This is a genomic window from Colwellia sp. RE-S-Sl-9, assembly GCF_048296855.1.
Taxonomy (GTDB): domain Bacteria; phylum Pseudomonadota; class Gammaproteobacteria; order Enterobacterales; family Alteromonadaceae; genus Pseudocolwellia.
In genome coordinates this window covers 906,438-931,216 of record NZ_CP182631.1, presented here as the reverse complement: position 1 = coordinate 931,216, position 24,779 = coordinate 906,438, and the positions used below count along the sequence as shown (strand labels likewise).

Genomic DNA, 24,779 nt, shown 5'->3' with positions numbered 1-24,779 from the left:
AATAATTAATTGTTAGAATTGATATTAAAGCTCAAGTAATTGTTAGAGGGGGGGATTACCATCGTATTTTTTTGAAATGCTCCCATTTTCAAAATTTAATTTTTTAGTATTCCCATAAAATATCTCTTTATGTACCAGTTTTGGTTAACGTTAAATATAGAGGTAAATTATGAAGCCGATATCAACTCCCTTATTCGAGAAACTCTCACATTGTTTGTGTCCGCCAGGTAATGGCGTGTTCACGGTTAACACTGCTAAAGAGCGTAAAGAGCAGCTTCATCAACGTATTTTTGGTACAACAACCAACATAGATAAACATTGGCTTAATACTTTATCTTTACTTCCTAATACTTCAAACGCTGTTATTTTAGGTATTGCTTCAGATTGTGGTGGCGGTATTTTAAGAGGTGCTAATTGGGGGCCGTTGTTTTTACGTTCGTTTTTATTAGAACAGCACCCAGAGCTAAACAGTTATGATTTAGGTGATATTAGAGTTATACCGCATTTGCTGCACGATAAATACTTGAATGAAGCGACTATTTCAAATTGCCAAAAAGCACTTTATGGCAGCAGTGATAAATTATACCCCGTGTCGCCATTAAGTATTACTGAAGATGTATTGCATGACTTTTATAGCGAGTTTCCGCAAAAAGGTATTTTTGGTATAGGTGGCGATCATTCGGTAAGTTATCCTTTAGTTAAAGCTTATTTACAAGGTAAGAAAAAACAAGGAATAAAAGCCGCGGTTATTCATTTTGATGCGCATACCGATTTGCTTACTGAGCGTTTAGGTATCGACTTATGTTTTGGCTCGTGGTGTACGCATATATTGGATGACTTACCCAGCCCTGATTGTTTAATTCAAATAGGTATTCGTTCTAGTGGTAAACCTAAATCACATTGGGAAAATACTTTTGGTGTTAAACAGCATTGGGCGAACGAGGTAAGAACGCTTGGTGTTAACCCTATTGTTGAAAATATTATTAAACAGCTTACAGAGAATAATATAGACGAACTATATGTGAGCTTTGACATAGACGCTATTGACGCTGAGTTTGCTTCGGCCACAGGAACACCTGAACCTGATGGACTTTATCCAAATGAAGCTTTACAAATAATAACTGCATTAGGTGAACGCTTTAATATTACCGGAGCAGATATGATGGAAATAGCACCATTTACTAATAGCACAAGCCATAATGAAAACGCTAGAGAAATAACGCTTTCAGTGGCGGCAAAAATATCTGCATTGTTGATCGATTTTATGTCGAAAAACTAGTTTTCTTCAGAATAAGGTGAGTCGTCTAACCATTTTAATTGAGCTAAAGGGTAACCTAAAAACCATTTAGCTCGATCTAATACTATTCTAGTGTTAATGCGTTTTATGGATAAGGTTTCATCGTCGCTTAATTTATTACAAAAGTCGTTAAGCTTATTAATATTAGAAAAACAGCTTAATGAAATATAATCTACGTCACCACTTAATTGTAAGCAATCCATAATTTCAGGTATGTCTTGTAACGCATTAGCGAATTTTCTTCGGGTAGGTGCGCTGTTGTCGTTTAACGTAAATTCGATATAAGCAAAAACGTGTTCGCAAAGTTGATCTAGGTTTACGTCTGCATGAAAAGATCTAAAATAACCGGCTTCTTTTAAAGATTTCACCCTTTGGAAACAAGCGCTTGGCGACAGATTCACTTTTTCAGCCAATTCAATGTTAGTTAAGTCGGCTTGTAGGTGTAAAAAGCCTAGTATTTTTTTATTGTAGCTGTCAATTTTAATCACTTTTTTCATGTTTTAAGTGCTCTCATCGTTTTAGTTATTTTAATTTGCGTAACTTATTATCTCTTTAGGTAACCTAAAGATTTATTGTTGATTATAATAAATCAATATAAATGTAGTGCCAGAATACACTATTACAAAATAATATTTTTCTATAAACACTCATAATTAATTTAACCCTAGAGTTTAAGTTGCTAACTAACACTTAACTACTTAAGAATAATTATAAAGCATTAAGGCTACGCTATGAGTAAATCTAAAAAGATAAGTAAAGTATTTTGTAAATCACTTGTTTCATGTGCAATTAGTTTATCATTATTTTCATCGGTTCAAGCGGTTGAAGACGAAACGATAAAAGAGAAAGAAGCTTCAATTGAAAAAATTACAATTTCTGCTCGTGGTCGTATTGAAACCATTCAGAATGTTCCTGACTCTGTAACTGCATTTACAGCAGACATGATTGAAGGCTCTCGTATTACTAATTTTCGAGATGTAGCAAACATGACTCCCAACCTTAGTGCTCTTGACAACTTTAGGCCCGGCTTAGCACGAATTACCATTAGAGGATTAATAACGCCACAAGTGGGCGATCCACCATTAGCTTTTGTTGTTGATGGCGTTACCGCACCCGATCTCGAGTTTATAAACCAAGACTTAGTTGATATTGAACGCATTGAAGTTATGCGTGGTGCTCAAGGTGCTTTATACGGTCGTGGTGCTGTAGGTGGTGCGGTTATTGTTACAACCAAACAACCAATTGAAGATTTAGAAGGTTCAGTTAAAGCCTCTTATGGTAATGGTAATACATACAATATAAGTGGTGTTGTATCAGGCTCGCTTAATAAACAAGACACGGCTTATTTTCGTGTTGGTGGTTATACAAAAAGTACGGATGGCTTAATAGATGACGACTTTTTAGGTGAAGAAGCTGATTATTCAGAAGAAGATTCTCTTTTTGCCCAACTGCAGTTTGAACTGTTTAACGATACAAGCTTAAATTTAAAAGGTCGTTATACTAGCAGTACAGCCGGCTTTGCTTATTATCAAAATGTATCGACCGATACGATAGAAGACTTTTCAATTAACACCTCAAACAATATTAAAAACAAAGACGAAAGAGATGTGTACGAGTTAAGTGCTAAATTAACGCAAGAATATGATTTAGGTACACTTGATTTTATTACTTCGTATAGTAAGTCTGAAAATGAACATTTTTATGATGGCGACTATTCTGCTGATCCTACGTTTATTGATGAAGCTGACTTTTTTAGAGCGCCTTTTGGTACAGAAGGTTTATTTGATGTTGAGTCGTTAACAGTTGAAACACGTTTTACTTCGCAAGGTGATCAAGATTTACGCTGGGCGGTATCTGCTTTCTATCAAGACAAAGAGCGTGATAATACCATTAACTTTTTTGATGATTTTAATGGTGATGTTCGCGAAACTCGAGCTGACTTTTCTAACGATCAAATCTATTTAGTGATTGCTGACATTAACAGTAGTGAAGCTTGGGCTGTTGCAGGGCAAGTTAACTACGATATTACCGACAAACTAGAAATTACAGGTGCTTTACGTTACGACCACGACTCAAGGGAGTCGTTTGATCCTAACTTTGTTAACGACACCTTTGCCAAAAAAGACTTTAGCCAATTACAACCTAAAGTAACTATTGCTTATCAAATGCAAGAAGATGTACTTATTTATACGGGTTATTCAAAAGGTTTTAGAAGTGGTGGCTTTAATGAGCCTGCTGAAGGTATTCTTAGAACCTTCGATAAAGAAGTTTCAGACAGCTACGAAGCAGGTTTTAAATCTACATTATTTGATGATAAAGTCACCATTAATGGTGCTATTTTCGCGATAGAACAAGAAAATGCACAAATTACGCAATTCAATGTTGATACTTTTACCTTAGAAAACTTAGGAATTGATGAAGTCGAAACCAAAGGACTTGAGTTAGAAGTAGGCGTTGCCATTACTGCTAACTTAGATTTTCGTTTAAGTGCAGGGCTAATTGACTCAGAAATTATTGAATTTGAAAGACGCCCAAACTTAGTCGGTGAATCACAGTTTTGGGTTGCCGATTATAATTATTCAGCGTCAATTAACCACTTTTTTGAATTGAACGAAACATGGTCGCTTATTTCACGTGCGGATGTTCAAATCATTGGGCCTAAGTCATTCAATCTTGAATTACCTGAGATTAAATCGTCTCAATACACCTTTGTAAACGCAGGTGTTGGTATAAAGTCAGAAAATATAACACTGCAGTTTTATGTTAAAAACTTAACCGATGAAAGAGGTATAGAAGACATCTTTATTTTTGGTGATGGTGTAACTGACCTAGCTCGCCAACCTAATAGACCACGTAGTTTCGGATTAGAAGCCATATATAGTTTTTAAGTTAGACATGTTTAGCACAACTTAAGGTGCTAAGCTTTTATCAGCCTTTTAGTTTTATTCTAGTGTTATTTTAGTATTAGGAGGCTGATTTTTTTAATAGGTGTCTATTCTTATGAACAATAGCGAAACGTGTAAAAATGATATTTTAGAAGATTATGCAACCAGCCCAGTGCCTGAAGAGAAAACCATTGGTGGTGTGCGTATTGGTATGATAAATGGAGGGTTAGCGTTTGCGGTTCCAGGGTTAATTACTGGACTCGAAATAGGAAAAGCTTTAGGACTTGAACAAAGTTTATATGCTTTTTTATTAGGTGGCTTAATACTGTCTATATTGGGCTATATTACGGGTCTTGTGGGAATGTATAACCGACTTGCTTCATGTATGATGATGAAGTTTGTGTTTGGGAATGTTGGCGCCAATATATTAAGTTTTGCTTTTGTGTTGTCGTTATTGGGATGGTACGGGGTAAATATTGATGTTTTTAGTAAAGTTATACAAGAACTCATTCAAGATACTTATGACTATACCGCTACGATTTGGGTGTTAGAAATTGTTATTGGTATATTAATAACACTCACCACTATTTTGGGATTTAAACTGTTAGAAAAACTTTCTACTTTACTGGTTCCTGTGCTTTTTCTTATTGTTATATACATGCTTTATCAAAGCATAGGCTATAGCGCTAACGAGCTTAGTGTCCTTCCTCCAAATACTGATTTTACCTTTGGCGAAGCTGTATCTGCTGTGGTGGGGAGCTTTATTGTGAGCGTGGTGTTAATGCCTGACTTTTCACGGTTTTCAGCAACCAAAAGAGGGACTTTTATCGCTTCCTTTTTGCCTTTTTTATTCATTAATAATTTTGTTTATATTGTAGCGGCTATAGCAGGATTAGCTGTGGTGAATAATGATGTTTTACAAGTTATGCTGGCGCTTGGTTTAGGTGGTTTTGCTTTTGTGTTATTGATCACTTCAGGTTGGGTTACCAGTGTTATTAATTTGTACAGTTCTGCGTTAGGTCTAAATTCTATTACGCAAAAGTGGCCTGAATGGAAAGTTATTATTTTTGTAGGTATTTTAGGAACATTTATCGCTTCTTTTAATTTACTCGATAACTTTACAAGTTTTCTGTTTGGCTTATCTACTATTTTTACACCTGTGGCTGCTATTTATGTTGTTGATTTCTTTTTTATTAGAAAGAAGCAGCGCTATGTTATAGAAGAACTGTCGGCGGTGAGTAAAGTTAATGTCGTTGCGCTTATCGCGTGGGCAGTAGGTATTGTTGTTTCTATGTTAACTAATCAAGGGTATTTCACGCTTACAACAATAGAAGTATGTGACTCACTTTTAATTACGGCTCCAGTTTATTATCTATTAATGAAAATTAATCCTAAATTTAATACCAATCCCGTTAATTAATCGTACAAGTCAATCTATAAAAATCAGCTTAGCTTTAATGAAATAAAGCTAAGCTGATTTGTTTAAGTGGCTGTTTACAATTCTTCTAAAATACGCGCTATAGGTGATAATAGTTGTGTACCCATTTTTATACTACGCTCAGGTGACCAGCCATATATAGGATCAGGGTTGTACTTATTATCTAAAAAAGGTAATTCGATAGTAAGAGATAAACACCCAAATAAGTAACCCACCTGATTACAAGCAATATCTAACAAGGCTTGATTCGGTTCATCTGCTGGATAGCCATTCTCAATTGAAAAATCGATTGTTTCTTCATTAAAATAATGTCTAAAATTTTTGTCTAAACTGGCTTGCTTTTCAGTGTAGTTTGAATTGCCTTCACAACCTGCTGCAAAGGTAAATGGGCGATCTTCATCACCATGTATATCTAAAAATAAATCAACACCAGTTTGCTTCATTAAGTCTAATACGTAAAAAGACTCGGGGGTTTTTTCTGCGCAAGGTGTTTTCCAAGATCTATTTAGGTCTATACCACTCCCATTGGTGCGTATATTACCAACAACACTCCCGTCAGGGTTCATGTTAGGAACAAGGTATAATGTCGCTTTAGATAATATGCTGTGGTCGTTTTGTGCTAACAGTTCTTGTAAAAAACCTTCCATTAACCATTCGCTCATCGTTTCAGCTGGATGTTGGCGAGCAATAATCCATATTGATTTTTTGTGTGGTGAAGGTGATCCAATTTGTAATACTTCTACTTGGTTTTTATTAACGGTTTCAATAGCTTTTAATAAAGAACATTGTGGATGAACCAGAGAATTTCCTATTAAATTGATATGACGCTCATACGAATAAGGGGCAAATAAAGCATAATAAGTAATAGGCGAGTCTGATTGATCACAGAAGGATAATGTTTTTCCGTCGTAATGGGTGTTAATACGACGCCATTCTTTTCTGTTTGACGAGGCAACAATAGTACAAGTATCCCAAGCTTCAGGAAATGAAGCTTCATCTGCATTATCAATAAAATATTGGCAGTTAAAGTTTTGCACATTTGAAGCTCTAAAATAGAACCACTGTTTATGATCTGCGTTAGTGTCTTTACGTAGATTTAATCGTATATTCGTGTGTGAGTCTGTGTTTATAACGGTAATATTGCCGCTATCGAAATTGGAATCTATTCTCATTTTTAACCCTTAGTACAATCAATATTTATACCCGTAACCATTCAAGATACTCTGAAATACGCATATTGATTGGTAACGGGTATAACTCTATGTTTAGTGTGTAATAAAAGCTAAAAATTAAATTGGTTTATAGTGATACCTGAAAAAATTTAAATTTGATTTAGTGGCCGCATTCGAAACTTAAATTTTTAACAATTCGTTATTATTTGCTGTAACTAAAGTTCTGACAAAGGTGTTAGTAATACATGCAATTTAAACGTCTAAGCAAAGAAGATTTATCTGATATTTTATACGGTTGTACCATTTTAGGAACAGGCGGTGGAGGCGAACTTGATGAAGGCTTTAATTATATAAATAAAGCGTTTGATGCAGGTAAAGAATTTAAGTTGATAGATTTTGATCATGTACCTGATAACGCCAAAATCTGTACACCTTATATGTTAGGCGCTATTTCAGATTTATCTGCTGAAGAAGAACAAGAATACAGCGAATTACCTCAAAGTGGTGAACCTTCTATAATGACAGCGCTTCGTCGACTAGAACAGCTTACAGGTGACTCTTATTTCGGCACTATTTGTTGTGAATTAGGTGGCTCTAATACGGCTATTTCATTTTACGTAGCAGCGATGAGTAATGGTTATATTATTGATGCTGATCCCGCTGGTAGAGCTGTGCCTGAAATAACGCATTCAACTTATTATTTAAATAATTTACCAGCAGCACCGATTGTTGCTGCAAATGAATTTGGTGAATGTTTTGTTTGCGAAAATGTTAAAGACGATATGCGAGCAGAGCGTTTAGTACGTGCTTTGGCTAAAGTAAGTCGTAACGATATTGCTGCTATTGATCATGCAACCGAAGCGAAGAACTTAAGAGGAGCTGTAATTCAAGGCACCATATCAACGGCTTTAGAGTTAGGTAAAGCCTACCGTTTAGCCAAAGCAGATGGGAGTGATATTGCTCAAGTTATTGCTGATAAAGGCAATGGTTATGTCGCTTTTAGAGGAAAAACTCAAAACTTTAATTTTGAGACTAAAGATGGGTTTACTCTGGGTTATATTGAGATAGAAGGTGTAAATAACTTTGAGGGTGATACTTACTCTATTGACGTTAAAAATGAAAATATGCTTGCGCGTAAAAATGGTGTAATTGACGTTACTATTCCTGAGCTTATTTGTTGTATTGATCTCGATAAAGGTGAACCTATTACCAATCCTAATCACCTTGTTGGTATGAATGTCGCTGTTATTATTTTACCTGCACCTAAAGAGTTTTTAACAGAAAAAGGTTTAAAAGCTTTTGGACCTGCGTACTTAGGTTTAGCGGATGAGTATTTTTCTGCAGTAGAAAAACACTTTAAGCAATATTAATATTTAAGGCGTTTTAAAGATGAAAAATAGAGTGCTAAATGCAAGGCCTACTCCTGAATTTGAAGGAGGAAGCACTGTATTTTGCCACTCTTTTTTACGTCAAAATGAAATTGATATTATTCAAGAAAAAGAACATACCGCTGAGCTAGTTGAATATTTTCAATTAGCCGAAGTTGATGTTTCTTCTCGGTTAGAAGTTTACTGTGGAGAAAATGTCGATCTTAGAAAAGAAATACACCATGAATTTGTATTATACATTTGGATTATTTCAGCAAAGGGGGATTTAGAGCATATTCGAAATGTACCTGAACACTGGTTAAACTCTTTTCCAGGAAAGCTGCTCACACAAATACTTATTACCTTTAATACCTGTACGCCCACATCAACTTTCAAAGAAAAATTACATACTGTTTTTGGTGAAAATCAATTAATCGGTAACATGGTTGAACAAGATTCAGCGCGTATTTGGACAGACTATTATGGCGATAAGCAACATAAATTATTTAGAGTGTATATTGAAGATTTTTCGTTAGGGCCAAAGCGCAGAGGGCGCTTAAGCCAAAACATTATAGAATTAGAAAATTATAGAAGTGTGGCAGAAATTGCATTTCCGATAGCAGAAGAAATTGTTTTTGAATTAGAAACAAAAGAAATAGATCTTTCACTTATCGTAAAAGATATCTCTGAAGTGAGTGACACCATGTCACAACAAAAATTGCTTCATCAATTATTAGACTTATCGGTAATCAGTGAAAACTGGAGAAGTAATACAGGACATCGATTTTCAGCAACATCAGCGTATAAAAAATTAATTGAAGACCGTTTACAGCATTTAGATGAAACTAAGGTATTAGGCTATCAATCTTTTTCCAACTTTTTAAACCGAAACACCATGCCCACATTCAGAACGTGCGAAGCTGCTAATAATCGTTTAAATGTATTTATTACGCGAATTGACCGTGCTATTTCGTTATTGTCTACCCGTATTCGTTCTACAACAGAGCAGCAGAATAATGAGCTGTTAGCGTCAGTAAATGACCAAAATAAACAACAAATTGTATTACAAGAAACAATAGAAGCGTTTGCTGTTGTGGCAATTAGTTATAATAGTTGCGCATTAATTCATATGTTTTTAAAGTCGTTAACTGAGCAGGGGGTTAATATAAATATACCTTTGTTTATGTCTATTACGATACCAAGCAGTATAGCCGTATCGTTTTTATTGATAGATTTTTTGAAAAAAAGAAAATTAAGTAAAAAGTAATGCATAAAGATAAGGTATTTATTTTATTACCTTATCTTTAAGTCATATTCCGTAACCATTCAATATAGTCTGAAATACGCATATTGAGTGATAATGGGTATATTAAAATGAAATAGGGCGTCTTTTTGCTGGCGTTGATGGTATTGGCGTTTCCTGCGCAATAGCATGTTGTTGGGTGTTTTTATTGCTACTTTTCGATTGAGCCGTTTTTACTTTAGCTTTTTGAACCTTTGCCTTTTTTACCTCTTCAGAAGTACTTGCAGGCTTACTACATACTACTTGTACTAGATCTCCATTAAATTCGATAATGTCGTTATTGTATATTTTTTTTCTTTTTTGAAATTCAACTTCACCATTTAAATAAACATAACCTTCGCCGATCACTATTTTAGCTTCGCCGCCACCAGACACCATATTGGCTATTTTTAATAATTTACATAGTTCTATCGGTTGATATGAAATAGAAACCGTAGGGTAGTCGTCAGACATTGAGTTTTCTCTATAAACAGGGAGTTGTAATAATAACGCTAGTTTATCATAAAATTTATAATACCAATCCCATAATTAATAGCATCTTAACTACCAATTAGTATTTGCCTCTTAATGGGGCGTTGGTATTTTTCTAGAGTGCGGAGTTAACATCCATACTTTTATGTAATATTCGCACGATAAATATTTGACTGTTTTTATACTCTTTGTAATAGATCACATGACTAGCTTGTGGATATTTACTGTAGCCTTCTCTAATAGACTCACAGTTAATTCCTAGATCGGGATCACTAGCTAACAAATGGAACGTACTATCTAATATTTTTAGGTAATCATTCCGTTGAGATAGTCCCCAAGTTATTTGGGTATATTTAGCTATTTTAATTAAATCTGTTTTGGCTTTTGAAGATAATACAAACTTACCCATTAATGGTTATCTTTATCTAATTCAGTTAATAAGCTTTCATAGCTGTACTCGGCAACACCACTTTGTTCGCCTTGGATTAACATATTACGTAAATTTAAAAGCTTAGCTTCTTGATCTTCCAAAGCTCTTAATCCAGCTCTAATAATTTCACTTGCTGAGCCATAACGACCAGTGTTAAGTTGTTGGTTTATAAACTGATCAAAATGTTCGCCCAATGTTACGCTTGTATTTTTAGCCATATTGTAAAATCTTTTCAAGTACCAATATATATTGGATTATGGTATAAAAAATTTAACAAGGCAATTAAATGGACAAAAAATAGTTGACTGGTTTAGCTTCACATTTTAGCCAACAATTATTTGCCTCTTAGTGAGGTGTTAGGAATTTTAGAGTGCCGTATGAAAATAAAATTATTTAATTTAATTCTGTGTTTATGGAGTGCTTTTTCTATGTCTGAAGAGTGCGTTATATTGCTTCATGGGATGGCTCGTTCCGATAGCTCTATGAATAAAATGGAGAATAAACTTAAAGAAGTAGGTTATACCGTTGTTAATTTTGACTATCCCTCAACGCAATATAATATAGAAAGTATTGCTAAATATTACCTTCCTAACGCAGTAGCTCAATGTAAACCTAATGTAATTATAAATTTTGTGACTCATTCTCTTGGCGGAATTGTATTACGTAAATATTTAAGGGATAACACACTAGACCTGCTTGGGCGTGTGGTAATGCTAGGCCCGCCAAATAAAGGAAGTGAGATTGTTGATAAACTTAAAAACGTTCCAGGATACGAATTTATTAATGGCCCCGCAGGTTTGGAGTTAGGTACTGATAAATCAAGTGTTCCAAATTTACTTGGGGCAGTTAGTTACCCAGTAGGAATAATAGCTGGCAGCTCAACGATTAACCCAATACTTTCTCAAATGCTTCCAAACCCTGATGATGGTAAAGTTTCAGTCGAAAACACAAAGGTGGAAGGTATGTCTGATCACATAATTATACCCGTTTCACACGCATTTATTATGCGGAATGATGAAGTCATTAGACAAGTTAAAAAATTCCTAAAAACAGGGGAGTTTCAACATAATGTCGTTTCGCCCTAACAAACCATTCACGTAATACTTTTAGCCGTTGGTTCGGTTCCAATTTTTTAATGTAAAGATACGTAAAATAATTAGCATAAGTTGATACTTGCTATTATTGTAAGTTATTGGTTTTATTTGAGGTAAGTAATATGTCTATTCAAGCGGTTATTGCCACTAATCGTTTTGGTTTGGGAGCTAAGCCAAATGAGCATAAAGAGGTAAAAAAAGACCCGAAGGCTTGGTTAATTAATCAATTAAATACAACCCCCGCTGTATCTTTTGACGATGATTTACCTACCTCTGATGAAATAGCAGAGGCATTAACTGAGTTAAGGCTTTTCAAAAAAAGTTTAAATAAAAAAAATGCCAATGGAAGCGCAAGCCTTGTAAGTAAAACTGATCAAGAAAAGCTGAAAAAACTACAGAAATATCCTCGGAACGTTTATCTAACCTTATCTAGCGATACTTTGGTTCAAGCTATTCAATCAGACAATAGCTTGAACTGGCGGTTGTTAGACTTTTTTTCTAACCACTTTAGTGTGACGGCTCAAGGTCAAGTAATGACGGCGTTAGCACCTACTTTAGAGCGCGAAGCTATTGCACCACATTTATTAGGCTCTTTTGAAGATATGTTGTTAGCGGTCACTCAACATCCTGCAATGTTAATTTATTTGAACAATGAAAAGTCTTTTGGTCCCGCGTCTAAGTTAGGTAAAAAAGGTAAAGGTTTGAATGAAAATCTCGCCAGAGAAATATTAGAGCTTCATACGCTAGGTGTTAATGGCGGTTATTCTCAACAAGACGTTACTGAACTTGCTAAGGGTATTACGGGGTGGAGTGTATCTAATTTTACAAAAGATAAAAGCGTTGGCTTTACCTATAGGGGCACAGGGCATGAACCTAATACGAGAAAATTATTAGGGACGAGTTTTAACAATAATGGGCTAAAGCAGGGGGAAAGTATGCTTAAGTATTTGGCTCGTCATTCTGCTACTGCTGAGCACCTATGTTTTAAGTTAGCACGTCATTTTATTGCAGACGCCCCCCCTCAAATCCTTGTTGAAAAAATGGTAAAGCGTTGGAAATTGAGCAACGGAAAAATTAAAGACGTTGTTATTGAAATGATAAATGCTGAAGAGTCGTGGTCGGAACATTCCTTTAAGTTTAAATCGCCGAGAGAGTTTGTTATTTCTACCTTTAGAGGGGTAGGACAAAATAACATTCAAGGTAAACAAGTTTTAAAAGCCTTAACTGTTTTAGGGCAAAGACCTTTTAATGCGGGTTCTCCAGCCGGATATAGTGATTATCAACAAGACTGGAATGGCGCGAGTGCCATTATGTCTAGAATTGAGCTATCGGCACAATATGCTGCTAGAAGAAAACCTAATGCTGAGAAAGTGTTAATGAATACTTTAAGCGATAGTGCCAGTGAACTAACCTATAACAGCGTAATAAGAGCAGAAAGTCGTCAGCAGGCTTTTACCTTGTTGTTAATGAGCCCTGAATTTCAAAGGAGATAAAAATGAAACGTCGTCACTTTATAAAAACTATAGGCGCAAGTTTAGTTTTATTTCAAGGGGCAGCTTTTGCCAGTAAAGCTAAAGCACTAACGGGAAGCCAAATTAATGCTAAAAAAATTGTGTGGGTAGTATTAAGAGGCGGATTAGATTCATTGCATACAATAGTCCCCACATTTGAGGCTGATTTAGCTAAGTTAAGACCTTCGTTATATAGAAGCGTTAAAGATAAATTATTGCCATTAGACAATGGTTTTGCTTTTAATCCTGCGCTTCAACATTTACACACTTGGTATAAAAATAAAGAACTTATGCCAGTGGTTGCTGTTGGTTCGGGCTATAAGAGACGTTCGCACTTTGACGGACAAGATTTTTTAGAATCAGGCTTAATAACCATAAATGAAGATTCAGGTTGGTTAGCGAGAGCGTTAAAGCACAAAAATAAAAAAGCGTTAGCGGTATCGCGTTCTACTCCTGTTAGCTTACGCGGTAACGACAATACCAGTACTTGGTATCCTTCGTCGTTGAAAGATGCTGACGATGATGTGTATGCTGCACTAGGTAAATTATATGCTGAGGATGCGTTGTTATCGTCAAGGTTAAAAGAAGGATTAAACACTCAAAATATGGCGGGTTCTGCGGTATCAGAAAAACGTAAAGGAAAGTTTATCGATTTAACTAAAGCTTGTGCGCAGCTATTAAAAAACAACAATGCAATTGATTGTGCCATGTTAGAACTTGGAGGTTGGGATACTCATAATAATCAACATACTCGTTTAAATAAGCAACTTACCGAATTAGATAACGGCCTTGAAAGCTTAAAAGAAGGGTTAGGTGAAACGTGGAAAGACACTATAGTGATAGTTGCCACTGAATTTGGTCGTACAGCAAAAGAAAATGGTACAAGGGGGACTGATCACGGTACCGCTTCAAATCTGTTTATTGCGGGTGGAAGTGTTAAAGGGGGTAAGGTTTTAGGTGATTGGCCGGGATTAAGTGAGTCGCAATTGTTTGAACAGCGAGATTTAACGCCTACATCTAATAGTTTTTCTTGGATAGCCCATGTACTAGGAGAGCAATGGGGGCTATCGGATGATCAACTTAATGATGTGTTTTCTGCTGAATTTATTGAGCATAAGCCGACAATAAAAATTGTCGCTTAATCGTTTTTAATAAAATGAGTGAAGATACATCAGCAGGGTGACTTTACTAATGGATCTTCATGAATTTTTATATTTTTAACGTTATATCCAAATATTGAGAACTCAGCACATTAAAAAATAAAATTTTAAGAGCGTTATAGTTTACGCACCCAAATATTTCGAAAGCTAACTTTGTCGTTATGATCTTGTAACAATAGTCGGTCGCAACCATGAGCTCTATATTTTGGTTGCCCTCTATATACAGTTCCACCTTTTAAAATAAAGTGATCTTGTATCAATACACCATTATGTAAAACGGTTATATCTGCTGGTTTACTTAGCTCTTTTTCAGTAAATTTTGGCGCATGGTAAATAATGTCATAAGTTTGCCATTCGCCTGTTGGTTTCATCGCATTAACCAAAGGAGCTGATTGTTTATATACTGATCCGGCTTGACCGTTAGCATAGGTTTGATTTTCATAAGAGTCTAAAATTTGCACCTCATAGCGGCTTTGTATGAATAAACCGCTATTACCTAATTTTTGCCCTGCTTTACCTGCGATTTTTTCTGGTGATTTCCATTCAATGTGCAGTTGTATATCACAAAATTTTTCTTTTGAAAAAATCCCTTTGGTACCCGGTTCTATGGTGAGGTTACCATTTTCTACTTTCCATTTTACTTTGCTACCATCGCCATGTTCTAAATTTTCGGTTGATTTACCATCAAATAGAACAATCGCGTCAGAAGGTACAGGTGAGGGTGTGACTATCTCAGGAATAGGAGTCCATTGCTCAGTTAATTTAGGATCTATTTTTTTTTCAGCTGAAGCCAAAAAACTCGCAGAGATACAACAAATGGATAAATAAATTTTTTTCATAATGCACCTATAAAATTATCTGTTTAATATATGAAAATAGATTAACTTAAATTTAAAGTGTTTTATATATAAAGTTACTGATTTATTTGTGCTTTTAATCTTAGCAGGGACTTTTACTGGGTAATAAATAAATTATGTCAATTGTTTGGTTAAATAATCAATAAGTAGTCTAATTTTGGGTGATAAATGACGGTTTTGTGGATAAATTGCCCAAATACCTTCATCGGGTACACGGTAATTATCTAATAAGGTTATCAGTGCTCCGCTTTCTATATGTTGTTGAACGTAATAATCAGGCAGCTGAACTATACCTAGTCCTTTTAATGCGGCATCAACTAAACCAACTCCACTGTTATAGCGTAACTTACCTGTAACGCGAATGTTTTTATCTTTAGATGATTCTTGAAAATGCCAATAATCTAAAGTGCCTAATAAACAACTATGTTTGGATAGTTCAGGCAATGAATGAGGTGCGCCATATTTGCTTAAGTAAGTGGGGGAGGCACAAACATAGTTTGTTCTTTTTCCTAGTTTTCTTGCCATTAGCGATGAATCATTTAATTTACCTAATCGAATCGCTAAATCATATCCGCCTTCTATTAAGTCGAGTTGTTGATTACTAAGATATGCTGTTACTTCAATATCACTGTATTGCATCATAAAGTTATTAACTAACGGTAATATTTGTTGTTCACCATAAGTGACCGATGCGGTAAGTTTTATTTTACCTTGCGGCTTGGTTTGTAAGTGGGTAACGGCTTGTTCGGCTGTATTTAAAGCATCTAAGACACTTCGACAGTGTTGATAAAAAACACGACCTTCTTCGGTTAGCGATACTTTTCGTGTTGTTCGGTAAAGTAATTTGATATTGAGGCGCTTTTCTAAGGCACTTATTTGCCGACTAACTTGAGCTGTAGATATTGCCATTTTTTTTGAGGCGAGAGTGAAGCTTTCATTTTCAGCTACGTAGACAAATTCGCTAATACCTTCCCACTGCATTATTGTTACCTATATGTAATAGTGATTTACAAATTAATATATTATCATTGTTTTAGAAATAACTATAATAGGCTATTGGGTATAACGCATTAAAATTAGAATACTGTTATTGTTGTATTAACAGAATCAATTAAACCTTATTAATTTAAAATTGAGAGTAAATATGTCTGATAAATTTATTAAATCGAAAGCTGCTATTGCTTGGGGACCTAAACAACCATTATCTATTGAAGAAGTAGATGTTATGTTACCCCGTAAAGGTGAGGTCCTTATTAAAGTTGTTGCTTCAGGAGTTTGTCATACAGATGCATTTACATTATCTGGTGAGGATCCTGAGGGGATTTTTCCTGTTATTTTGGGTCATGAAGGTGGCGGTATTGTTGAACAAGTAGGCGAAGGTGTGACTAGCGTACAAGTTGGGGATCATGTTATTCCGCTTTACACGCCTGAATGTGGCGAATGTAAATTCTGTTTGTCTGGTAAAACTAATTTGTGTCAGAAAATTAGAGAAACACAAGGTCAAGGGCTGATGCCAGACGGCACCACGCGTTTTTATAAAGATGGTCAACCTATTTTCCATTATATGGGCTGTTCAACTTTTTCGGAATACACAGTATTACCTGAAATATCTTTAGCTAAAGTAAATAAAGAAGCGCCGTTAGAAGAGGTGTGCTTACTTGGTTGTGGTGTAACAACAGGTATGGGCGCGGTAATGAATACAGCCAAAGTGGAAGAGGGCGCAACGGTTGCTATATTTGGTTTAGGTGGTATTGGCTTGTCAGCGGTTATTGGCGCAACTATGGCTAAAGCAAGCCGTATTATTGCGATTGATATTAATGAAAGTAAATTTGAATTAGCGAAAAAATTAGGAGCAACTGACTGTATAAACCCTAAAGATTACGATAAACCGATTCAAGACGTTATTGTTGAACTAACCGATGGTGGTGTTGACTATTCATTTGAATGTGTTGGTAATGTGAATTTAATGCGTTCAGCGCTTGAGTGTTGTCATAAAGGCTGGGGTGAATCTGTAGTGATTGGCGTTGCTGGCGCAGGACAAGAAATTTCAACTCGTCCATTTCAATTAGTTACTGGACGCGTATGGAGAGGTTCGGCTTTTGGTGGTGTTAAAGGGCGTTCAGAATTGCCTGATTACGTTGAGCGTTATTTGGCTGGTGAATTTAAATTGAGTGATTTTATTACTCACACAATGACCTTAGAAGATATAAACGAATCATTTGAGTTAATGCATAAAGGCGAGAGTATTCGAACTGTTATTCATTTTGATAAGTCGTAATTATTATTTTATAAAACACTGCTATTGATGAGAGTTAATAGCAGTGTTTGATCGTATATTAAATTAAAACTTATGTTGTTTTTGTAATTTACTACTTCCTGAATCAGTCCAATGAATTTCAGATAAAGAGAGAAAGATGGCATTTTGTTGATGGAGAAGTTCAACTGATTCAGCACTAAAACATCCTCCCACAACCACCAAACTATGGTCTGTTAATTCACCGAGTTTATTTAAAGCTTTTTTAACGAGAGAACTTTTCACAATATCTTTTTTATTATGAGGAAAAATGATGAGTGTCGTTAGTTCTCCTAGTTGAGATTCACAGCTTAAAGCCAAACTTTTATATTCTGTAGGAACTCTTTCTTTAACGAGATAAGCTTCCAAGTTTTTTAATATAATAAATTTCATAAGTGTCGCTAATAATGGGGTTGTAGATGTTTCTATCTTTAATAATAGTTCTTTTAATAAATTAATCATTTTTATGAGTTAAAATTTTTAACTATTTTGATATTTATTTCACAAATAATAGCTAAGTATAAAAGAGCTTAATTTATCCATTGAACTCGTATAATTTACTCCAATAACTTTAATTCTCAAAGTATTAAAAACAAAAATTGAAATAATTTATAATAAGAAAATTAATTATGAATGTAAAAAAACGGCAATTAAATTGCCGTTTTTAGTGATGATATCGCAGAGGTTAATCGTTCCAATGTTTATCAATAATTTTTTGAAGATGAGGATATTTCTCATCTGTTTCATTGTATAACTTACGTTGGCGTTTTAATTCAATTTTAAGTTCATCAACAACCTTTAAATATTCAGGGTTGCTATAAACGTTGTTTTGTTCTGTAGGATCTTTGCGTAAGTCGTAAAGCTCCCAAGCTGCTGGCGTATTAATAGCACTATTGTGAAGCCCTGTTTTAGCTACCCATTTTTTATCATAAAAAGGGAAAGGTTTTTCCATAAAGTTAGCACCGTAAAAAAAGATAAGTTTATAGTCTTTAGAACGTAAGCCAAAGTGTGCTGGTACGTCGTGATAAGCTCTGTGTGTCCAGTATCTGTAGTAGCTTGCCGTACGCCAGTTATCAGGGGTTTTTCCTTGTAAAGCCGATGCAAAGCTTTTGCCGTGCATATATTCAGGTACTTTAATTCCAACTAAGTCTAAAATTAATGGGGCAAAGTCTGTGTTGTTCACCAATAAATCACTTTTTTGACCTTGGGTTGTCATACGTGGGTCTTTAATAATAAAAGGCATTCTGATTGACTCTTCATACATCCAGCGCTTATCTTGAAAATCATGTTCGCCTAACATCATCCCCTGATCTGAAGTATAAATAATAATAGTGTTATCGTACTCGCCTAGGTCTTTTAATGTTTGTAGTAAACGTGCAATGTTATCGTCTACACCTTTAACACAGCGTAAGTAGGCTTTTACATATTTTTGGTATGCTTGTCTGGTAAATTCTTCTTCAGGTAAAGAAGGATCTACACCAAGATCGATTCCCATGCTTCTGCGGTTATGTCTTTTAGAAACCGATGTGCCAATATCTTTAATCAGTTTATCGTTAACACCACGAGTGGCGATAGAACCAAATGTTGCTTTTACACCATATAAATCGGTTGGTTCTGGAATGGTTTCTGCGGCTAAGTAGTCTTCATAGCGAGGAGCGTATTCGAACATGTCGTGCGGTGCTTTAAATTGATGCATTAAAAAGAAAGGTTTGTCGCTTTTTTTATTTTTTAACCATGCAATAGATAAATCGGTAACCACATCAGACGAATAACCTTTGTAGTTAACTTCGTTTTTAGGCCATGCTTTATCGCCCTGAACTCTAAAGGTAGGATCAAAATAAGTCCCTTGTCCTTCTAACACTTGGTAATAATCAAAAGCCCCTGGTTCTTTTTTTAAGTGCCATTTACCTATTATAGCTGTTTGATATCCCGCTTTACTCATGAGAGTAGGTAAGTGCTGATTTTTAGTTTCTATACTGCCTCTTAAATCTAAAACCCCATTTGTTTGGCTATATTGACCTGTTAAAATGCTGGCTCGGCTTGGTGTACATATAGAGTTTGTTACAAAAGTATTAGTGAAAAGCATCCCTTCATCAGCTAATTTATCAATGTTTGGAGTTGGGTTTAGCTTCGCAAATCGACCTTCATAAGCACCTACAGCATGAGCTGCATGATCATCCGTCATTATATAAAGTACATTTAAAGGCTTTGTTTTTTCAATTTGAGTATTATTGTTTAAATTTATATTTGAATTACAAGCGGCCAATAAACATAGGATCGCTGAAATACTGATTGTTATAGATAATTTTTTCATTAATATCTCGAAATGTTTGTTGTATGTAAAATTATGTGTTTATATTTAAAGTATGTCAATAGGAGGTAAATTGTTATACGGAAGATAATGTTGTTATATTTATATATGAAAAAACAAAAAACACGTTTTAAAGCTTTTTTATTATTGGAGAAGGGGTATTAAGGTGTTAATATTCATGGATAAACAATAATAATAACAGATAATACATCGCTACTTAATGCAGAGTAAATTAGTTTATCAGAAAGTAGACATTATATTTTATAGGCTTAGTTTAAGTCTTTAATTCAAAATAGGTAAAATTTTATGGATGCCAAACCTGTAAAAAAATATTCAGCACCGGCTTTAGAAAAAGGCTTAGATATTCTAGAGTTACTATCTAAAGATTCTACAGCTTATAGTACGTCAGCTATTGCTGAAATATTAGGTCGTTCAAATGCTGAAATATATCGTATGATCCTCGTACTAGAACAACGTGGGTATATTGAAAAAAGTGAAGATGTTGACGGGTACCAAGTTACTCGTAAATTGCTTCAATTAGGTACGGAACATGAACCTATTAAAGATATTTTAGAATATGCTCAACCTATTATGCGTGATTTGGCTGAAAAAACAGCAATGTCTTGTCATATAGCTGTAGAGTCGCAAGAGCAGATTGTTGTTATTTCAAGAGTTGAAACGCCTAGTGTTATGTCTTATTCCGTTAGGGTAGGTTACAGAAGACCTATTTTATTTTCAGCATCAGGTAGAATATTATTTGCCTTTCAAAATCCGGATAAAAAAGAATCAATGTTTAAGCGTTTAAATAAACATCATTCTGAAGATGAAATTAAACACTTTGTTAATGATTGTAAAAAAGTAAGTAAGCAAGGTTACTTTAAGGGCGATAGTGCTTATGTTCAAGGTGTAACGGATATTTCATTTCCTATTATAGATAATGATCATGCTGTGGCAACACTGACTATACCTTTTATTCAGCGGATACCAGAATCAATGAATATTGATCAAGTGATTGAAGAATTAAAGCATGCTGCTGAGGAGCTTTCTAAAGCATTAACCTATGGTATTGTTCGTAAGATTTAGTTGAAGATCATTATAGTTAAGATATAAATTATCTAACGGGTATAGGTAGAAAAATATAAGAAAAGCCATCACCTCAAAGTGATGGCTTTTTTGTTTTAATCCGCTTTACATCCTTTGTTACCTGCTGGTAGTGCAACTAAACTAATATTAGCAATTTCAATATCTAATTTACCTTCAGTTCCGATTGAAAATATTGAGGTTACTTTGCTAAAGTCAAAATTACCGTCTTTATTAAAGCAATTTAATGGGATAGGGAGTTGTGTCCATTCATCTTTTGGTAATCTATTAATAATAGCCTTAACCGGAAATTTGCCTAGGCATTTATTAGAGTAATTACATTGCATTGATATGGTTGTGTTATCTTTTGCAGATCGGTTTACTTTTAGTTCAATCATTAATGCCGCTTGGTTTTCAACAGATGCAATATTGATCATGTTTTTAGTGATAGTGAAATTTGAGTCGTTAAGTAAATTACCACCCCACTGATTTTTTACTGTTTTTCCTTTCCATTTCAAGTGTAGAGCGTCATTTTCTTTATTTTTTGTCGCTGGAGCAACAACCAAATTACCACGTTCTGTCTCTCCGGTTTGATTGACCAAAGGGATATTCCAATTTAGACCATTACTTAAATTTCCTTTCCATTTACCAACAAATTGACCGTCTTTTATATAAGTTGTTAATGGGTCGTCATTGAAAGCTAAACTTTGAAATGACAATGAAGCACAAACTAGAGTGGCTAATTGCATCATTTTATTAGTGGTTAGAGCGTTTTGTTTCATGCTGTTTTCCTATTTATTAATACAATCCTTGTTAGTTTTATTAATCAATTATTTAAATTTAAATGATTGAATCTGCATTTAATCGGTATTTTAGGTAAATTTATAACATTTAATTATTACATCTATTAAAAAATATACCAATTTTTATAATGAATGCAATACCTTTAATGGAACATTACCTCATTAAAGTTCCGTTAAATACGCTTGTTTATACTCATCTTTAGTATTTCATAAAGATAACTTAAATATGAAGTTGTGCATTCATATTCAAAAAATAAGTATATTTTTGTAAATATGGTGGTAGAATAAAATCAAATATAAAACCACTTGTTTATTTGGAGTTTGTTCGATTATGAGAACAATAATATGTGTAGAGCCTGGAATTTTAGAGTCAAAGACTTTGGACAAGCCTGTTCCTAAAAAAGGGGAGGTGCTTGTTAGGATTAAATCTATTGGCATTTGTGGCACGGATATACATGCATACGGTGGTAATCAACCTTTTTTTAGTTATCCTCGAATATTAGGGCATGAATTATCAGGTATTATTGATGAAGTAGGCAGCGGTGTTGATATACCTTTAGGTTCATCTGTTTATATCATTCCTTACTTACATTGTGGTGAATGTATTGCTTGTCGTAATAACAAACCAAATTGTTGTACAAATATTGAAGTTGTAGGTGTTCATCGTGACGGTGGAATGTGTGAATATATTGCTGTTCCTGAGTCTGCTGTGGTTGTTACTGAAGGTGTAAGCTTTAACGATATGGCATTAATAGAGTGTTTAGCTATAGGGGCTCATGCTGTTAAAAGAGCACAAATAAACGAGCAAGATACTGTTTTAGTGTTAGGTGCTGGGCCCATTGGTATTGGTGCACTTCAATTTTCTAAAATAGCAGGAGCAAAAGTGTTTGTTTCTGATGTTATGCAAGATAAATTAGATTTTTGTGTAAAAGAGTATGGGATTGACGGTACCGTGAATGCACTCGGTGACGTAACTCAACAACTTAGCGATTTAACTGATGGCCAATTCCCTACGGTTATTATAGATTGTACGGGTAATGCTAAAGCGATGGAGTCTACTTTTACTAATTTAGCTCATGGTGGGCGTATTGTATTTGTTAGTGTAATTAAATCGCCTATAACCTTTGAAGACCCAGAATTTCATAAACGTGAAACCACGTTACTGGGTAGTAGAAATGCAACCTTAGAAGATTTTGAACATGTTGTAGCTTGCTTAAAAAATGGTAAAGCAAAAAGTGGGTCGTTTGTAACACACACGGCTAAATTTAGTGACTTTTTATCAATATTTGATGACTGGGTAAAACCAGATAGCGGTGTTATTAAAGCCGTTGTCGAGATGGATTAATAGATTAACTATGAGAATAGACGCACATCAGCATTTTTGGCAGTACAGCCCTGAAGAGTATGATTGGATAGGTGATTCAGAGCTGGTATTAAAACATAATTTTTTACCTTCAGATTTATCTCCTATTTTAAACGAAAATAATATTGACGGTTGTATTGTTGTACAAGCAAGGCAAACAACTCATGAAACGCAATGGTTAATTGAACTCTCTAAACAAAGTCATATTATAAAAGCTGTTGTGGGTTGGATTGATTTACGCAGTTTTGATTTAGCTGAACAATTAGAACAATATACAGACTTTACTGTTCTTAAAGGTTTTAGGCATGTACTTCAAGGTGAGCATAGTGATTTTATGCTTACAACTGAATTTATTAACGGTTTGAAAATTCTTGAAGAAAAAGGGTATACCTATGACCTTTTAGTGTTTGCTAATCAACTCCCTCAAACTATTGAATTAGTTAATCAATTTCAAACATTAAACTTTGTTATAGACCACATTGCTAAACCTGCTATTTTAGCTAGAGAAGGCTTTGAGCAATGGAAGGAAGCCATGTTTAAATTGGCGGAAAAGCCTAATGTATATTGCAAAGTGTCGGGCATGGTAACTGAAGCTGATATACACAACTGGAAAGCAGAAGACTTTACTCAATACCTTGAGGTAGTTTTTAATGCTTTTGGTGTTAAACGTGTCATGTTTGGATCTGATTGGCCGGTGTGTTTACTTGCTGGTGAATATGCCCAAATTAAACAAATTATTGAAGACTTTGTTTTGGTGAACTATCCAGACAATTTTGAAGACGTTTTCGGTAATAATGCGTTAGCCTTTTATCGAATAACGTAGGAAATTATTATGGAATATAGAAAACTAGGTAAAACTGATCTTAACGTTTCACGTTTAAGTTACGGCGCCTCACCTTTAGGTAGTGTTTTTAGAGATATTAGTGAAGACGATGGGATCAGAACTGTTCATACGGCAATTGATATGGGCGTTAACTTGATTGATGTTTCACCGTATTATGGTTTAACTAAGGCTGAAACTGTTTTAGGAAAAGCATTAAAAGGTATACCACGCGATAAATATATTTTATCGACCAAAGCAGGACGCTATGGCGCTGAATATGCTGATTTTGATTTTTCTGAAAAAAGAATAAGAAACAGTTTAGATGAAAGCTTAAGTCGTTTAGGTGTTGATGGCGTAGATATTTTATTTTTACATGACATAGAATTCGGTAATTTAGAACAAATATTTAATGAAGCTTTACCTTGCTTACAAGCATTAAAGCAAGAAGGCAAAGTACGTTATATTGGTGTAACCGGCTACCCGTTAAAAATGTTTTCTGAAACCATTAAACAGGCCGATATTGATTGTATTCTTACTTATTGCCGTTATGCTTTGTACGATAATTCTTTAGCTAATATCATTCCTTCACTTGAAGAAAAAGGTGTAGGTATCATTAATGCTTCACCTACCGGTATGGGGTTATTAACAAATCGAGGTGCGCCAGAGTGGCATCCAGGTAATCAACAATTGCTTGCTGCTTGTCAAAAGGCCGTAAAACTTTGTCAAAGCCAAGGTGTAGACATTACAGAAGTTGCTTTGCAATACGCGATAGACCATCCTGCAATATCATCAACTTTAGTTGGAACAGCCAACCCTGTTAATATTGTTAAAAACATTGAATGGGCAGAAAAGCCGATAAACCAAGCTTTAGTTAAAGAAATTAGAACGTTATTTGATAATGTACCTGTTGTTTGGCCATCAGGTTACCCTGAAAATCAAGATTAATTATCTTTACATCCATACTCAAAGTTTCAACTTAGTAGAAGCTTTGAGTATTTTTCACTCTTAACACCTATTCTCATTCCTTCGATATACATTCCTACTAAAGCCTAACTCTCTTTTGAATTGTGTTATTCGTATGCACTTTTCTTCATTACATTCTTTCTTGTTAAGAGTATTTA

23 protein-coding genes are annotated in these 24,779 nt (G+C 34.8%); 13 read left to right on the top strand and 10 right to left on the bottom strand.

Annotated elements, in window-relative coordinates:
• Positions 1 to 169 precede the first annotated feature (169 nt).
• Positions 170 to 1,279: an arginase family protein gene (locus tag ACM9HF_RS04030; RefSeq protein ID WP_473614460.1), complete on the top strand. Its 1,110-nt coding sequence runs from the start codon at positions 170 to 172 to the stop codon at positions 1,277 to 1,279.
• Here the strand turns inward: ACM9HF_RS04030 and ACM9HF_RS04025 are convergent.
• Positions 1,276 to 1,794: an Lrp/AsnC family transcriptional regulator gene (locus tag ACM9HF_RS04025; RefSeq protein ID WP_473614457.1), complete on the bottom strand. Its 519-nt coding sequence runs from the start codon at positions 1,792 to 1,794 to the stop codon at positions 1,276 to 1,278. The two genes, ACM9HF_RS04030 and ACM9HF_RS04025, sit on opposite strands and share 4 nt — an antisense overlap.
• A 234-nt stretch (positions 1,795 to 2,028) precedes the next feature.
• Here ACM9HF_RS04025 and ACM9HF_RS04020 point away from each other — a divergent pair, with 234 nt between their 5' ends.
• Positions 2,029 to 4,185 (top strand): TonB-dependent receptor, encoded by a 2,157-nt coding sequence (locus ACM9HF_RS04020; protein ID WP_473614453.1) that lies wholly within the window; start codon positions 2,029 to 2,031, stop codon positions 4,183 to 4,185.
• A 112-nt stretch (positions 4,186 to 4,297) separates the two neighbouring features.
• Positions 4,298 to 5,602 carry a cytosine permease gene (locus ACM9HF_RS04015; protein ID WP_473614450.1) on the top strand — a complete coding sequence of 435 codons (1,305 nt, stop codon included), beginning with the start codon at positions 4,298 to 4,300 and terminating at the stop codon, positions 5,600 to 5,602.
• A gap of 74 nt (positions 5,603 to 5,676) precedes the next feature.
• Here ACM9HF_RS04015 and ACM9HF_RS04010 read toward each other — a convergent pair whose 3' ends face one another.
• Complete coding sequence (locus ACM9HF_RS04010) at positions 5,677 to 6,792, bottom strand: M14 family metallopeptidase (protein ID WP_473614446.1); 1,116 nt, start codon at positions 6,790 to 6,792, stop codon at positions 5,677 to 5,679.
• 245 nt (positions 6,793 to 7,037) lie between these two features.
• Between ACM9HF_RS04010 and ACM9HF_RS04005 the strand changes: the two genes are divergently transcribed.
• Positions 7,038 to 8,162, top strand: a complete 1,125-nt coding sequence (locus ACM9HF_RS04005) for an S-methyl thiohydantoin desulfurase family protein (protein WP_473614443.1) — start codon at positions 7,038 to 7,040, stop codon at positions 8,160 to 8,162.
• A gap of 19 nt (positions 8,163 to 8,181) precedes the next feature.
• A complete protein-coding gene (locus ACM9HF_RS04000; protein ID WP_473614439.1) occupies positions 8,182 to 9,426 on the top strand; it encodes a DUF3422 family protein in 1,245 nt (414 codons plus the stop codon).
• 102 nt (positions 9,427 to 9,528) lie between these two features.
• Here the strand turns inward: ACM9HF_RS04000 and ACM9HF_RS03995 are convergent, their stop codons facing one another.
• From ACM9HF_RS03995 to ACM9HF_RS03985, 3 genes are all read right to left on the bottom strand, one after another.
• Complete coding sequence (locus ACM9HF_RS03995) at positions 9,529 to 9,915, bottom strand: RNA-binding S4 domain-containing protein (protein WP_473614436.1); 387 nt, start codon at positions 9,913 to 9,915, stop codon at positions 9,529 to 9,531.
• 133 nt (positions 9,916 to 10,048) lie between these two features.
• Positions 10,049 to 10,342 carry a type II toxin-antitoxin system RelE/ParE family toxin gene (locus tag ACM9HF_RS03990; RefSeq protein ID WP_473614433.1) on the bottom strand — a complete coding sequence of 98 codons (294 nt, stop codon included), beginning with the start codon at positions 10,340 to 10,342 and terminating at the stop codon, positions 10,049 to 10,051.
• A complete protein-coding gene (locus tag ACM9HF_RS03985; RefSeq protein ID WP_473614429.1) occupies positions 10,342 to 10,581 on the bottom strand; it encodes a type II toxin-antitoxin system ParD family antitoxin in 240 nt (79 codons plus the stop codon). Before ACM9HF_RS03985 ends, ACM9HF_RS03990 begins: the two co-directional genes overlap by 1 nt.
• 159 nt (positions 10,582 to 10,740) lie before the next feature.
• Between ACM9HF_RS03985 and ACM9HF_RS03980 the strand changes: the two genes are divergently transcribed.
• The 3 genes from ACM9HF_RS03980 to ACM9HF_RS03970 all read left to right on the top strand — a co-directional run bounded on the left by ACM9HF_RS03980 (position 10,741) and on the right by ACM9HF_RS03970 (position 14,110).
• Complete coding sequence (locus ACM9HF_RS03980; RefSeq protein WP_473614426.1) at positions 10,741 to 11,448, top strand: esterase/lipase family protein; 708 nt, start codon at positions 10,741 to 10,743, stop codon at positions 11,446 to 11,448.
• A 131-nt stretch (positions 11,449 to 11,579) separates the two neighbouring features.
• Positions 11,580 to 12,950 carry a DUF1800 domain-containing protein gene (locus ACM9HF_RS03975; RefSeq protein WP_473614422.1) on the top strand — a complete coding sequence of 457 codons (1,371 nt, stop codon included), beginning with the start codon at positions 11,580 to 11,582 and terminating at the stop codon, positions 12,948 to 12,950.
• A gap of 2 nt (positions 12,951 to 12,952) precedes the next feature.
• Complete coding sequence (locus ACM9HF_RS03970) at positions 12,953 to 14,110, top strand: DUF1501 domain-containing protein (protein WP_473614419.1); 1,158 nt, start codon at positions 12,953 to 12,955, stop codon at positions 14,108 to 14,110.
• 134 nt (positions 14,111 to 14,244) lie between these two features.
• Here ACM9HF_RS03970 and ACM9HF_RS03965 read toward each other — a convergent pair whose 3' ends face one another.
• Positions 14,245 to 14,967, bottom strand: a complete 723-nt coding sequence (locus tag ACM9HF_RS03965; protein ID WP_473614415.1) for a 3-keto-disaccharide hydrolase — start codon at positions 14,965 to 14,967, stop codon at positions 14,245 to 14,247.
• A gap of 132 nt (positions 14,968 to 15,099) precedes the next feature.
• Positions 15,100 to 15,966 carry a LysR substrate-binding domain-containing protein gene (locus tag ACM9HF_RS03960; protein WP_473614411.1) on the bottom strand — a complete coding sequence of 289 codons (867 nt, stop codon included), beginning with the start codon at positions 15,964 to 15,966 and terminating at the stop codon, positions 15,100 to 15,102.
• Between the two features lie 163 nt (positions 15,967 to 16,129).
• On the opposite strand from ACM9HF_RS03960, the gene ACM9HF_RS03955 reads away from it, so the two are divergent.
• Complete coding sequence (locus ACM9HF_RS03955) at positions 16,130 to 17,263, top strand: S-(hydroxymethyl)glutathione dehydrogenase/class III alcohol dehydrogenase (RefSeq protein ID WP_473614408.1); 1,134 nt, start codon at positions 16,130 to 16,132, stop codon at positions 17,261 to 17,263.
• 63 nt (positions 17,264 to 17,326) lie between these two features.
• On the opposite strand, the gene ACM9HF_RS03950 is transcribed toward ACM9HF_RS03955, so the two are convergent.
• Positions 17,327 to 17,740 (bottom strand): hypothetical protein, encoded by a 414-nt coding sequence (locus tag ACM9HF_RS03950; protein ID WP_473614404.1) that lies wholly within the window; start codon positions 17,738 to 17,740, stop codon positions 17,327 to 17,329.
• A 223-nt stretch (positions 17,741 to 17,963) separates the two neighbouring features.
• The gene (locus ACM9HF_RS03945) at positions 17,964 to 19,592 is read right to left on the bottom strand and encodes a sulfatase family protein (RefSeq protein WP_473614400.1); all 1,629 of its coding nucleotides are present in this window, start codon (positions 19,590 to 19,592) and stop codon (positions 17,964 to 17,966) included.
• Between the two features lie 303 nt (positions 19,593 to 19,895).
• Between ACM9HF_RS03945 and ACM9HF_RS03940 the strand changes: the two genes are divergently transcribed.
• Positions 19,896 to 20,672 carry an IclR family transcriptional regulator gene (locus ACM9HF_RS03940; protein WP_473614399.1) on the top strand — a complete coding sequence of 259 codons (777 nt, stop codon included), beginning with the start codon at positions 19,896 to 19,898 and terminating at the stop codon, positions 20,670 to 20,672.
• Between the two features lie 95 nt (positions 20,673 to 20,767).
• On the opposite strand, the gene ACM9HF_RS03935 is transcribed toward ACM9HF_RS03940, so the two are convergent.
• The gene (locus ACM9HF_RS03935; RefSeq protein ID WP_473614398.1) at positions 20,768 to 21,451 is read right to left on the bottom strand and encodes a putative glycoside hydrolase; all 684 of its coding nucleotides are present in this window, start codon (positions 21,449 to 21,451) and stop codon (positions 20,768 to 20,770) included.
• Positions 21,452 to 21,803: 352 nt separating this feature from the next.
• On the opposite strand from ACM9HF_RS03935, the gene ACM9HF_RS03930 reads away from it, so the two are divergent.
• From ACM9HF_RS03930 to ACM9HF_RS03920, 3 genes are read left to right on the top strand one after another with little or no spacing between them, the layout of a single operon-like run.
• Positions 21,804 to 22,817, top strand: a complete 1,014-nt coding sequence (locus ACM9HF_RS03930) for a zinc-binding alcohol dehydrogenase family protein (protein WP_473614397.1) — start codon at positions 21,804 to 21,806, stop codon at positions 22,815 to 22,817.
• 10 nt (positions 22,818 to 22,827) lie between these two features.
• On the top strand, positions 22,828 to 23,658 hold the full coding sequence (locus ACM9HF_RS03925) for an amidohydrolase family protein (protein WP_473614396.1): 831 nt from the start codon (positions 22,828 to 22,830) through the stop codon (positions 23,656 to 23,658).
• A 9-nt stretch (positions 23,659 to 23,667) separates the two neighbouring features.
• Positions 23,668 to 24,603, top strand: a complete 936-nt coding sequence (locus ACM9HF_RS03920) for an aldo/keto reductase (protein WP_473614395.1) — start codon at positions 23,668 to 23,670, stop codon at positions 24,601 to 24,603.
• Positions 24,604 to 24,779 lie beyond the last annotated feature (176 nt).